Raw genomic sequence first — 12,466 nt, 5'->3', positions numbered from 1 at the left:
CTACGACAACGCCCTACCCACAGCAGAGATCAAGACAGCGTGTTGATTCTCTGCGGGCCCGATCAAGGTTCGTTGGCACGCGCTCAACCATCCCTACGTTCTTCCCCAAGACCGGGTGAGCCCTTCGTATGTTGGCCCACCCAGGGGCGTCGGGAGTGGCTTTCAAGGTTCTGCCGCCACGCATCGTGCGAGACGGGCACAGGCCCAGCTCCCGAAGAAATCAGGCAGGCACTGCTGGCCGAGCACGGGGCCACTCGGCTTCGCCTCGCCGGAGAGACCAGTCTCGTCCCGGTATTGCAAGCCTTGCGCAAGGTGCGGCGCCTGTCCCTGGGCGAAGCTCGGCTGGCAGTAGCCGGTCTGAGGGCAGCCGACTTGGTCGGCACATCCGTGGAAATGGCGCACCTGGCAGAAGGACTCCGCAAGCGGTCCGTCGCCACGACCCTCACACCGTCGCCCACCTGACCGCTCGCGAGCTGCCGGGCCAGTTCATAGAGGTCCTCGCGGCGATCATCTTCGTCGCCACGACAGGCTGCACAAGGGGCTTCAGACCTTCGCTGTCGTGGGTGTTGCCGGCCGAGATGCCGACGAGCAGGGGTCAATACGTGCGCGTCCGACAGGACGCGCATCTTGGAACCCGCAGTGTCTGGGTCCACCGGGCTCAGACCCGTGTGTTCGCCCCTTCTAGGCGGTCCATGCGCGTCCGCGCTGCCGCTTTGGCAGTGCTTCGGGGTTGTGAAATGCTGACTTTAGGGAACGTATGCCCGATATTCACACATAGATCTCGAACGGATGAGACCCGCTGCCTCTCGGGAGTCCCCCCGGTTCCAGCCTCCCGTTCGGGACAAGGAAAGCCATGACGACGACCGACCACGCCCAGCACAGTGACCCCACCTTGTACCGCACTCCGGCGGACGCCGTCGCCGCATCCCCGGAGAAGCTCGCCTATGTCGTCGGTTTCGACCCGACCGCACAGCGCGCGGACGCGTTGTTCACCGTCGGCACCGACCCCGAATCCCCTGCCTACGGCCGTGTCACCTCCCAGGCCGAACTGCCCGGCGTGGGCGATGAACTGCACCACTTCGGTTGGAACGCCTGCTCGAGCGCGCTGGCGCATGCCGGTCATCATCACGCTGCGCGGCGCTACCTCATCGTCCCGGGACTGCGCTCCTCCCGGCTGCACGTCTTCGACACCAGTCCCGATCCAGCCCGCCCCCGTCTGGTCAAGGTGGTCGAGCCGGAAGAGCTGGCCGCCAAGGCTGGATATTCGCGGCCCCACACACTCCACTGCGGCCCTGACGGAGTGTTCCTGTCCTGCCTGGGCGGCGCGGATGGTGCGGACGGGCCCGGCGGCGTCGCGCTGCTGGACCACGAAACCTTCGACGTGCTGCGTGCTTGGGAGAGCGACCGCGGACCGCAGCGGTTCGCCTACGACCTCTGGTGGCATCTGCGCCAGAACATCGCCATGACCAGCGAGTGGGGGTCCCCCTCTATGTTCGAGAACGGCCTTGTCCCCGAACTGCTGCTGGATCGCCAGTACGGCCACTCACTGCATTTTTGGGAGCTGGACTCCGGCCGGCACCTGCAGCGGGTCGATCTGGGGGATGAGAACCAGATGGTGCTGGAGCTGCGTCCCGCGCACGACCCCGAGGCCACGTGGGGGTTCGCCAGCACCGTTGTCAACGTAGAGGATCTGTCGGCGTCCGTGTGGTTGTGGAATCGGGAGGGCGAGGACTTCGTGGTCCGCAAGGTGATCACCATCCCCGCCGAGCCCGCGCAAACGGAGGACCTGCCCCCGGCGCTCCGGCCGTTCGGCGCCGTGCCGCCGTTCATCACCGATATCGACCTGTCGGTGGACGACCAGTGGCTGTACATATCCGCATGGGGAACCGGCGACCTGCTCCAGTACGACGTGAGCGACCCGTTCCGTCCGACGCAGACCGCGTCCGTGCGTCTCGGCGGCGTCGTCGGCCCACAGCCGCATCCCGCCGAGCCGGACGTTCCACTGACCGGCGGAGCACAGATGATCGAGCTCAGCCGCGACGGACGGCGCGTGTACCTGACGAACTCCTTGTACTCCGCCTGGGACGCGCAGCTCTATCCCGCGGGCATCGACCCGTGGATGGTCAAACTCGACGCCGACACCACCCATGGCGGACTCTCCACCGACAGCCGTTTCTTCCCGCACGGCCCGGACTTCCTCGGCTTGCGCGTGCACCAGACACGCCTGCAGGGCGGCGACGCATCCTCGGATTCGTACTGCTACCGCCGCTGACCGCTTACGCTCCGCGAGCGCCGGCGCCGGGCCCGCGGCGGTTGCCGCCCCGGCTTCGAAGAGCGCTAACAGATACCCGCCCGACATCGGAGCACCGCGCAGCCGCTACGCGGGCAACAAAGGCACAGCTCAGAAGCGCGGTCGTCGTACGGCGTGGGTTCGGCGTTGACAATGATCAGGCGGGCGCCGTTGTCGGCGGCCACGCCGGCCAGGCCCGCGGCGGGCTGGACTTGGAGGCTGCTGCCGACGGCGACGAACACGGTGCGGGCCTTGGTGATGGCCATGGCTTCGCCGAGGACGACCGGGTCGAGCCTTTCGCCGAACATCACCGTGGCGGACTTGAGGATGTCGCCGCATTGGTCCTCCATGGGGCTGCGAGTGTGGCACTGCGTTCAGACGACGCTGCGGGCGGTGCCGTGCAGTTCGAGCACATTGCGGGCGGGCATGTCGGCGAGCTGGTGCAGCCCGTCCACGTTCTGGGCAATGCCCGGACAGGGATGCCGGACCGCTCCAGCTCGGCGACGGCCCGGTGTGCGGCGTTCTGGAGATCATCCACATCGCCTTCGACCTGCTGGCCTGGATGCCCCTGCTCGCCCTGACCGGCGCCGCCCTGCTCCCATCAGAGCGGTGCGGAAGCCCGGGACAGGGATCACGTCGAACCAGTCCCCGCCGACCTCGGCCTCGGCGGGCACGTACCGGCACGCCGCCCGGACGACGCTGGTGTCCGGCAGCTCACGGGGTTCTGCGCGAACTTCGTCGCCGCGCGGCGGGGGCTTCGCCATCCGCAGGCCCTTCCTGGTTGGCCGCGGGGTGCCGGGTATCTCGTGCCGCGTCAGTCAACGTTCGCCTTGGCCTTGCCGGTCGCGCGGGGCACGTAGTCCCGCGGGATACACTCCCATCTGAGCTTTCAGAACCCTCCCACGCTGCCTCGCAAGGTCGTGGTCGAGACGTTGGAGCGGGCCCTTCGTGACAGCTCGGCAGAGGGCGAGGCGGCGAGTGTCCTGGTCGGGAGCGCGTTGAACGACGACGATGGGGAGTTCGTCGAGCACTGGTGCATCCCGGTCGGAACACGGGCCGTGCCGGGCAGCCCTCTGCTCGGGCTGGCCGGCCTGTGCTTGGGCCATACCGCTCAACGATTCGGACGTCTCAGCGATGACGCCCTTCCATGTAACCGCACTTCACGCCCAGTGGCCCTGAAGGGCACCTGTGGTGTCGGCACCACAGCTCGCCTCCGTGAGACCGCGCGCGCCACGCGGTCGCCTGCCCGACGCAGCAGTGCAGTTGGGAGGAAGAGCGCGTCGGCCGTGATCATCGCCAACGCGAAGAAAGGCAGGCCGAGCAGGATCCCGATGCCCGCGTGCATGGACATCATGATCGCAACCATTATGGTTCTCACGCGGCTGTTGAAAAGGGTGAAGGGGAAGGCGACTTCGACGATCACCGTGCCGTAGGTCAGTAGCAGGACGATCAGACTGCTATTGGCGATGGCGTGGGACAAAGCGGGCCACGGGGTGACGTCGTCGAGGTGCAGCACATAGTAGAGCGCCGTTCCATCCTGCCAAAAGGAGCCTTGGACCTTGTACCAGCCGGAAACCGCATAGATTAGGCACACCTGGGCTGCGATCACGAACATTGCACCCGAGTGCACCACGTTGCCGACCATTTCCATGACGGTGCGGGGCTCTCCGGGGCCATAGCGTCGCACCAGCCACCACGCCAGCTGCGCGAAGACGAGGCCCCAGAGCAACAGCGCCCAGCCGGTATCCAGCTTGCCCAGCCCGGTGACCAGGGCGAGCACGGCAGTGAAGAAAGCCCACATCACGATCCCGACCACGTCCCGGCCTCCGTCACGGCCGTGCGCGGCACGCCGCGCGTCCAACGACCAGACCCGGCCGCAGCGGGTGAATACCAGATAGATCGCCATGACGTGGATGACATCTTCGCCGCCGTCCCCCACGAAGAGGTTACGGTTCTGGAGCGCCAGCACACCGATCATGAAGAGCAGCGAGGCGGTGCGGGTCCGCCACCCGAGGAGCAGCATTACCGACGCGGCGATCGCCGCCACGTAGACGATCTCGAACCACAATCGGCTGTCATGCCACATGAGTACGGTGAACGCCCGGTTTGTCATGTTCCATTCACGGGCCATGGCCCAGCTCCAAGGGCTGTCCGCCCCGTAGAGCTCGTTACGGTGCACCCACTCGCGCAGCAGCAGGGCGAGCCAGGTAAGTGAGAAGCCGATTCGAATGACGGCCGACTGGTACGGCGCGATGACATCGCTGGTGATACGCGCGAGACCTCGCCTGACAGCGGCGCCAATGCCGCGCGACAGTCGGGCGGATGGGGACGGTTCGGATGCGCGGCCGGGCGTGGCCGGAGAGTGCGTGGTCACTTGAAGTCCTCCGCCGTGACGGCCCACCACGGTTGAACCACATAGCTGGTCTGCGTGTCGATCTGCTGAACACTCCACGGGGGCTTTCCCACCGGCGTGTTGGCCGAGCGCAGCTGGATGAATTGCACGGTGCCGCCGTTGACCTGTGGTCCCAGACGATGGGCGACGATGCGCAGCAGGTACTGCTGCATCAGCTTCCCGTACAAACCAACTGGACGTCCCTCGTTGTCGAGCGAGTCGACGTAGTTGGACCAGGCGTGATGAAGCTCGTTCTGGTGCGCTTGGCTGGGGAGAGGATTGTGCACGATCCTCTCGTCATCCATCGCGGTCAAGTCCACCCAGCCGGTATCAGTGAGGGTTCCGCTGGGCATCTGCACTTTCGCGCGAGCCTGCACGTGGGTATTCACCGATTGCGGATTGGGGGCGTAAAGCTGCCACTCCTGCGCAAACTCGGAGCCGACATACTTGTCGATGTCCGCGGCGTGTTGCTGGGAGAAGGAGTTCCAGGGGGCGCTGTTGAGGAAGAGCATTGCCAAGTGCACGGTGGCGGCGACCACGACACCCACCACCGCGAGCGCGATGATGCTCACCGATACAGATGAGAGACCGCGCTTTCGGCTCCCCCTGTCGACATGATCCATTGCGCGCCGCCCTGCACGTTGCCCTGAACGTTGCCTTGCGCGCCACCCTGCGCGTTGCCCTGGACGGGGGCGCGTCACCTAGAACTCCGATCGCCGCGTCACCCCGGCGACAAAGTGGAGGCTGGAAGTGCCCCGTCCCTTTATGTTCCCTCGCGTTCGCCAGAGTGTCGACCGGGGACGGGCAGGCCGCTGCTACCGGTCTCGCCAATTTCGAGGGATGGCCTACCTAAAGGTCGCTCACACCGTCCGGGAGCTGTTGACGTTCGACCTATGCGGGCAGAACCTTCACCGTTCAACCGCCAAGGCCATGTAGCTCGAAGCGTCATACACCAGGCGTCCAACGGTGTGCTGCAAAGGGGCGGTCAGATCTGCCGGGAGTTCCCGCTCATTGGGCTCGGCGTGGATGGTTCCAGTTCACGCCGGCGTTTTCACCCAAGCGAGGAGCCGGGCCCACCAGCCATCTTTCGATCGGCCCGATGAACTGTCTGAGCGTCGAGGAACATGTGTGCGTCGCGCCGGCTCACCCGGTCGGACCGGCACCCTCCCCGATCGAGTCACCCCTCGGCTGCGCGCGCATGACTGCGCTCCGCCGACTCGCACATGCACCGCTGAGGCGTTGGCACGCCAGCGAGGCGCTGTACGAGCAGGGAAGCTGCCAGCCCCTCGTCAGTGAGCCACCCCTGCGACCCGTTCTCGGGCGGCACTGGACCGTCGACGGGCTCCAGAAGACGGACGCCACGATCGGCCCTGAACCACTGGCCGTTGATGACGGCGTAGTGCTCGACCGTGTCAATGAGGCCCCGGCTTCGAGCCAGAGCGGGAAGAGCGAGTGCGACACGACAGTCGGGCCACACCTGGCACGAAACGCAGAACGGTCCGCCGACTCCGTCGGCGGGCACGCTTGCCTATCCGTGACCAACCAGCCCGCAAACGTCAACAAACGCCCATCGGCATCCCATACTCAACAGCGCTGCGGAAAACAGACATACATCCCCGGACCGCTGGATGGATCCGTCTGCAGTTGTGCAGCAGTCCCCCACTCACCCATGGCCAACTGCAACCGGAACGGAGACCGCACGATCATGCCCTCAGAGCAGTCCTGCACCACCCACGACCTCGAAGAGGCAGTTGCCGTCTTCGTGCAGCACCGGCAGCGTCTCTTCGGCCTCGCCCATCGCGTACTCGGCAGCGTGGTCGAAGCCGAGGACGTGCTGCAGGAAGTCTGGCTGCGCTGGCAGAAGACCGACCGCTCCACAGTGGTCAACCCGTTGGCCTTCCTGTCCAGGGCCACGACCCGGCTTGCCATCAATGTCGCGCGGTCCGCTCGTGTGCGCCGGGAGACCTACATCGGGCCGTGGCTGCCCGAACCCGTCGACACCAGCTCGGATCCGGAACTGGAGGCGCAGCGGGCCGAGGCGCTGGAATTGGCCCTGCTGCTGGTACTGGAGAGGCTGAAGCCCACCGAGCGTGCCGCGTACGTCCTGCGTGAGGCGTTCGACTACAGCTATCCCGAGATCGCCGAGATACTTCGGCTCAGTCACGTCAACACACGGAAGATCGTGAGTCGTGCCCGCAGGCAACTCGCACAGGAGCAGCGGGAGAGCGTGGACGCTGCGGAGTACAGGCGCCTGCTGACCGCCTTCGTCTCGGCGATGCAGACAGGGAATGTGGCCACCCTGGAAGCCCTGCTCACCCCCGACGCGGTCGATGAGTTGGAACTCACAGGTCAGTGGCGGCCGACGGCTGGTGATCCCTGCGGCATCTCGTGGGCATGAGAGTGCGCCGGGTGGCGCGCTGACCGCCAGGGAGCGGGCGGGGCATAAGCGGGTGCGGCTGCAGGCGGCGAAGCGTTTCGAGGAAAGGGTGGGCTGCGCGGAGAGTGCGGCGGAGCTGCGGGTGACGGTGCGGGCGGTGCAGCGTCGGCGCAGGGCGCGTGAGCCGAGCGTGGGGTGGCCGGGCGGCCTGCGACGGGTGGATCTGCTCCGAGGGAGAGGCCGGCCCGTCGCTGAGGCCGCCGAAGGCCAGGGCCCGGGTCCGGTCCGCCGCGGGCGCACCTCGATCGGGCGGTGCCCGGCGACCGGGGGAAGGGCAAGGTCACCATGGCAGGGCCCGCCTGCTACCGGCCCGGACGGCCCCCGGCTCCTGCACGATCTGTACGTCTACCGCGGCCGCAAGGGCGAGAGGAAGTCCTTCACCTGGCGCGACCACCGCGATCTTCGACTTCACCTCCAGCCGCTCCCGCGCAGCGGCCTCCTGGGCCTCCAGCTCCGCAAGCACCGAGCGCACCAGCCTCGCCTCCTCCTCCACCACGGCAGAGCCAGAGGCAGAGGCAGAGGCAGAGGCAGAGGCAGAGGCAGAGGCAGAGGCAGAGGCAGAGGCAGAGGCAGAGGCAGAGGCAGAGGCAGAGGCAGAGGCAGAGGCAGAGGCAGCAGGACACGAGCACACCTGCGGTCGCCGAGCCCCAGTGCACTCCTCCTCGTCACAGGCGGCCTCACTATGGCGAGCGGAACAGAGGTATCCGTCTTGCATGTCGAGACGGACGCCCCGCAAACCCTCGTTCCCGCAAGCCGTCGTTCCCGCCAGGTCGACCCGTATTTTAGTATTCAAGCGATCGCCCGTCTGGTCGGGGAGTGGATGGGCGGCGTCGGGGAGGAGGTCGCGTTGTCTGGTCAGCAGGTGGTGTTCGGTGCCTTGCTGCGGGAGCTGCGGCTGGCGGCATCGCTGACCCTCGAGGGTCTGGCCGAGGCGTCCGGTGTGAGCGTGCGGGGCATCGGGGATCTGGAACGGGGACGGCGGGCTGCTCCGCAGCGGCGGACCGTGGCGGCCCTGGCGGACGGTCTCGGGCTGGGCGAGGCGGAGCGGGAACGGCTCCTGACCGCGGCGCGGGCCGGGCGGAATCCGGGATACTCGCCCACGGGAGTGCGCTCCTTCCCCCGCGGTATCGACGACTTCACCGGCCGGGAGCAGGAGGTCAAGCACCTCGCCGACCTGGCACAACGGATCACCGCCGCACGACAGGACGACAGCCCGGCGAATCCTGCCCGGCCGACGGTCGTGGTGATCTCGGGGCCACCCGGCGCGGGAAAGACCACCCTCGCACTCCAGACGGCACGGGACGTGGCCGACCTGTTCCCCGACGGGCAACTCATGGTGGACCTGCGTGGCACGGCCGACGACCCACCCGACGTCCCCGAACTCATGCTCGGCGTGCTCAAGGCCTTCCACGTGGCCGACCGGGACGTGGCGCAGACCGGCCCGCAGGGCCACCCCGAGCTGTACCGCCGGCTCCTGGCCGACCAGCGCTGCCTCCTGGTGCTCGACAACGCCCGCGACGAAGCCCAAATCCGCCCGCTGCTCCCGAGCGCAGGGACGGGCATGGTGCTGGTCACCAGCCGGCGCATGCTCACCGGCCTGGACAACGTGCACCGCCTCCCCCTCGGCGAATTCGACCCCCAGGAAGCCACCACCCTCCTGACCGGCCTGATCGGCGCCGACCGCGCCGAGGCCGACCCGGCCGCCGTCACCGAGGTCGCCGAACGGTGCGGACATCTACCACTTGCCCTGCGAGTGGCCGGCAACTGGCTGGCCACCCGCACCGGCTGGCCCGTACGCCGGCTCGCCGACCGCCTCGCCGACGAAGACCGACGACTGAACGCCCTGACCGCCGGAGACATCCACGTGTCAGCCGCGTTCGAGCTGTCCTACCAGCAACTCACGCCGGCAGCCGCTCGCCTTTTCAGACGCCTCGCCCTCGTCCCCGGCCCCGACACCTCCCCGGCCGCGGCCGCACAACTGACCGGACAGGACCAATTCGACGCCGAGGACACCCTCGAAGAACTCGTCGAATCCGGGCTGCTGGGCACCACCGGCATCCGCTACCGCCTGCACGACCTGCTACGCCTCTACGCCCGCACCCGCCTGACGGCCGAGGAGAGCGCGGCGGACACCGACATGGCCCGCACAGCACTGCACGACTGGCTGCTGGAAACCGCGATCGTGGCCGGACGCTGGTACGAACCCGGCTACGGTGCCCCGCCGCCCGACTGGCACGGCACGGTTGACCTCTCGTCGGCCGACCAGGCCCGCGCCTGGCTGCAGGCCGAAGGACTCAACTGGCTCGCCGCCTACCGCGCCGCCGCCACGGCCGGCGACCACACCACCGTCGTCGAGGTCGCCGAAGCCCTCCACTGGTTCTCCGACCAGTGGATCTTCTGGGGCCACTGGCCGGAGATCTTCGACACCGCCGCCCGCAGCGCCCAAGACCTGAACGACCCCGTCCTCGAAGCCACCCAGCTCAACTACCACGCCTGGGCCCTGGCCACGTGCGAGGGCCGCTACCACGACAGCCTCGACCGGGCGGCGCAGGCCCTCGCCGCCGCCGAACGCGCCGGCGATCTCAACCAGCAGGCCTGGGCCCACAATTACCGGTCCAACGCGTTCAAACGGCTCGACGATTTCGACGGGGCCATGGAGAGCACACGCCGGGCGGCCGAGCTGTTCGAGGCCGCGGACGATTTCAACGGCGCCCTGCAGGCCCGGATCGGTATCGGCCTGATACTGGCGCGGGCCAACCGCCCCGCCGAGGCCCTCTCCTCCCTCGCGGAGGCGTTCGCCTTCCTGGACGAGGCCGGCGACCGTGTCGTAACCCATATCGCCAGCTTCGCCCGGATCCAGATGCACTTGGCCTCCAGCGCGGCACACCACGACCTGGGCGACTGGGACGCGGCCGCCGGCCATCTGCGCACCGCTCTCGACCTGAGCCAGGACAACGCCGGAATGACCAGCCGCACGCTCAACATGCTGGGCCACGTCCTGCTGTCAGCTGGCCGCACGGCGGGCGCCCGGGAAGCCTTCACCTCCTGCATAGCGCTGGGCTCCGAGGCCGATCCGTCGACGGTCGCCGACTCGCGGGAGCAACTCACCCTCCTCGATGCGGCACCCGGGCACGTCTCGGCAAGCCGGCCCGAAGCCAAGTGACCTCCGGCCCCGCTCCTGCACCCCGGCAACCCCCACCGTAGCTCCGCAGGCGACGCACCGCTCCTCCGTGAGTGCCCCAGCACCGCTCTCTGCGCGCACACCCTCCCGCGGCCATCCGTTGCTGCCAGTTTCTGCCTCTTTCCTGCCTGGAGTCCCAAACCGCCTGCTGTTTGGCTGATGAGGGCTGGACAGGGGTCCCGCCGGCCTGACGTGGGAGAAGGAGCGCCAGATGGGCCAGGTACTGACGACCGATTCGGTCCCCGACCGGGACAAGCTCGCCTACTGGCACGACGCGCTGGGCAAGGCGCTGGTGCCGATGACCGTCGTCCCTCGCGGCAGTGGTCCGTTCGCCGGTCACATCGCCAGCGGCCGAGTGGGACACCTGCGGGTCTCCGACATCGTGGCCGACGCCCAGCGCGCGAGCCGGACTGCCGGCCATGTCTCCCGCTGGCCGGGCGAATACATCGGCGTCGGGGTGCAGAGGTCGGGCACCGCGACGCTCGTCCAGGAGGGCCGGGCGGCCACGGCGTCGCAGGGCGATCTGCTGGTGTACGACACGGCGCGCCCGTACTCCCTGGACTACCCGGAGCGGTTCTCCACCCGGGTGGTGCACATCCCCCGGACCGTGCTGGGGCTGCCGGAGCAGGAGATCGGCCGGGTCACGGGCACCGTGATCGACGCGAGCGACGGGTTCGGCGCGGTTGTTCTGTCCCTGCTGACGACGCTCGGCACGTCGGAACATCCGTACTCCCCGATGGTCGCGAGCCGATTGGCCGCCGGGATCGCCGACCTGATCGCGACGCTGGTGGTCGAACGGACCCAGCGGGACGCGGGGGAGCCGGCGACCCCGCGGGACCATCTGGTTCGGCGCATCCGCGACCACATCGAACAGCATCTGGAGGATCCGGCGCTGTCCCCGGAGAACGTGGCGAAGGCCCAGCACATCTCCGTTCGCTATCTCCACCGACTCTTCGAGGGTGAGGACGTCACTGTCGCCAAGTTCATCCAGCGGCGCCGGCTGGAGCAGTGCGCGCGTGAACTGGCCCGCGGTGACGAAACGGTCCCGGCCGTGGCGGCGGTGAGCAAGCGGTCGGGCTTCGCCAACCCCGCCCACTTCAGCCGGGTGTTCCGCAGCGTCTACGGCGTCTCCCCGCGCGATTGGCGCGACGCCCGCCCGGGTCACCCCGTAAGGCAATCCGTTCGGCCCGTACGCAGCGAGCCCCGGACATCAACTGTACGAAGAGGAAGTGGACATGCGAGATGAATGAGCCTGCCACCTCGGTGGTGTGCGCCGTGACCGTCACCGTGGCCGTCCCCGGAGAGCCCACCGTGGTGATGCCCGCGGAGCTCTGCTACGACGTGGCCGATCCGTACGCCGCACGTCTGTCCTTGGGCGCACCTGAGATGGAACCCGTCGACTGGGTGTTCGCCCGGTCACTGCTCGCGGAGGGCATGCACCGGCCGGCCGGTGTCGGGCGGGTGCTGGTGAGTCCTCCGCACCGATGCCATCGCCACTCCGTACGCGTCGTGGTGAGGTCCACCTCGAGCGCGGCCCGGATCGAAGTGCCGTCGGTCGAGGCCGGGGAGTTCCTGCGGCGGTCGTACGCGCTGGTGCCCGACGGTGCGGAGAGCCTGTACATCGACGTCGACCGGGAACTCGCCGCCCTCATGGACGGCTGCGACTGACAGTACGCGCCGGATCAAGCGACGGTGCGCTGACGGGCAATCCGCTTCCGGCGCCGTGCTCTAGGGTGACAAGGGCAGCGGTCCGCCTCGGCATCGGAAATCCCGGCGTTTTCGGAGGAGTTCAGATGGCAGTGAGCAACCTTTCGCCGTGCTTTGCTGATCGTCACCTACCGCCCTCTCAGGAGTAGGTCAATGTCCGACCTCGTGGAACCGGCACAACCGGTGCTGGAGCCGGCAGCCGCGACGTTCGTGAAGGCGACGGCCGATCCGCCCTTCCTGTACGAGCTTCCGCCCGCCGAAGGACGCGAGGCCGTCAACCAGTTGCAGTCGGGCCCGGTGAAGCTGCCCGCCGTGGACGAGGAGTGGCTCACCGTCCCGGGCGGCCCCACTGACCACGTCCGCGTACGGATCGTCAGGCCCGCCGGGAACGTCGGCACGCTGCCGGTGGTGCTGTACGTCCACGGCGCCGGCTGGATGTTCGGCAACGCCCGCACCCAC

General features: G+C 68.1%; 7 protein-coding genes and 4 pseudogenes. 6 read left to right on the top strand and 5 right to left on the bottom strand.

Features of this window, described 5'->3' with window-relative positions:
- Positions 1-532 precede the first annotated feature (532 nt).
- Positions 533-677, bottom strand: a pseudogene (locus IEZ19_RS47820) (IS5/IS1182 family transposase); the annotation flags it as partial.
- A gap of 176 nt (positions 678-853) precedes the next feature.
- Here IEZ19_RS47820 and IEZ19_RS47815 point away from each other — a divergent pair.
- Positions 854-2,272 (top strand): selenium-binding protein SBP56-related protein, encoded by a 1,419-nt coding sequence (locus IEZ19_RS47815; RefSeq protein ID WP_189317642.1) that lies wholly within the window; start codon positions 854-856, stop codon positions 2,270-2,272.
- 65 nt (positions 2,273-2,337) lie between these two features.
- On the opposite strand, the pseudogene IEZ19_RS47810 reads toward IEZ19_RS47815, so the two are convergent.
- The 3 genes and pseudogenes from IEZ19_RS47810 to IEZ19_RS47800 all read right to left on the bottom strand — a co-directional run.
- A pseudogene (locus tag IEZ19_RS47810) lies at positions 2,338-2,813 on the bottom strand (Sir2 family NAD-dependent protein deacetylase); the annotation flags it as partial.
- 588 nt (positions 2,814-3,401) lie between these two features.
- Complete coding sequence (locus tag IEZ19_RS47805) at positions 3,402-4,664, bottom strand: HTTM domain-containing protein (protein ID WP_373297182.1); 1,263 nt, start codon at positions 4,662-4,664, stop codon at positions 3,402-3,404.
- Positions 4,661-5,254, bottom strand: coding sequence for a DUF5819 family protein (locus tag IEZ19_RS47800; protein WP_229841675.1), 594 nt, complete (start codon positions 5,252-5,254; stop codon positions 4,661-4,663). The genes IEZ19_RS47805 and IEZ19_RS47800 overlap by 4 nt, the downstream gene beginning before the upstream one ends.
- A gap of 1,133 nt (positions 5,255-6,387) precedes the next feature.
- On the opposite strand from IEZ19_RS47800, the pseudogene IEZ19_RS47795 reads away from it, so the two are divergent.
- A pseudogene (locus IEZ19_RS47795) lies at positions 6,388-7,011 on the top strand (sigma-70 family RNA polymerase sigma factor); the annotation flags it as partial.
- A gap of 388 nt (positions 7,012-7,399) precedes the next feature.
- Here IEZ19_RS47795 and IEZ19_RS47790 read toward each other — a convergent pair.
- Complete coding sequence (locus tag IEZ19_RS47790; protein ID WP_189317639.1) at positions 7,400-7,591, bottom strand: hypothetical protein; 192 nt, start codon at positions 7,589-7,591, stop codon at positions 7,400-7,402.
- Between the two features lie 237 nt (positions 7,592-7,828).
- On the opposite strand from IEZ19_RS47790, the gene IEZ19_RS47785 reads away from it, so the two are divergent.
- The 4 genes and pseudogenes from IEZ19_RS47785 to IEZ19_RS47770 all read left to right on the top strand — a co-directional run.
- Entirely contained in the window at positions 7,829-10,282 is a 2,454-nt protein-coding gene (locus IEZ19_RS47785; RefSeq protein WP_229841674.1) for an ATP-binding protein, read from the top strand.
- A 229-nt stretch (positions 10,283-10,511) separates the two neighbouring features.
- The gene (locus tag IEZ19_RS47780; RefSeq protein ID WP_189317638.1) at positions 10,512-11,546 is read left to right on the top strand and encodes an AraC-like ligand-binding domain-containing protein; all 1,035 of its coding nucleotides are present in this window, start codon (positions 10,512-10,514) and stop codon (positions 11,544-11,546) included.
- On the top strand, positions 11,543-11,968 hold the full coding sequence (locus tag IEZ19_RS47775) for an SsgA family sporulation/cell division regulator (protein ID WP_189317637.1): 426 nt from the start codon (positions 11,543-11,545) through the stop codon (positions 11,966-11,968). Before IEZ19_RS47780 ends, IEZ19_RS47775 begins: the two co-directional genes overlap by 4 nt.
- A gap of 192 nt (positions 11,969-12,160) precedes the next feature.
- A pseudogene (locus IEZ19_RS47770) lies at positions 12,161-12,466 on the top strand (esterase); the annotation flags it as partial.

The sequence above is a fragment of the Streptomyces brasiliensis genome, from assembly GCF_014647875.1.
Lineage (GTDB): Bacteria > Actinomycetota > Actinomycetes > Streptomycetales > Streptomycetaceae > Streptomyces > Streptomyces brasiliensis.
The sequence above is the reverse complement of the archived record's forward strand: the minus strand, read 5'-3'. Positions and strand labels throughout refer to the sequence as shown.

Excerpts from the sequence above, each read along its gene's own strand:
- IEZ19_RS47775 (WP_189317637.1), top strand. The coding sequence starts at position 11,543 with ATGAATGAGCCTGCCACCTCGGTGGTGTGCGCCGTGACCGTCACCGTG.
- IEZ19_RS47815 (WP_189317642.1), top strand. The coding sequence starts at position 854 with ATGACGACGACCGACCACGCCCAGCACAGTGACCCCACCTTGTACCGC.
- IEZ19_RS47780 (WP_189317638.1), top strand. The coding sequence starts at position 10,512 with ATGGGCCAGGTACTGACGACCGATTCGGTCCCCGACCGGGACAAGCTC.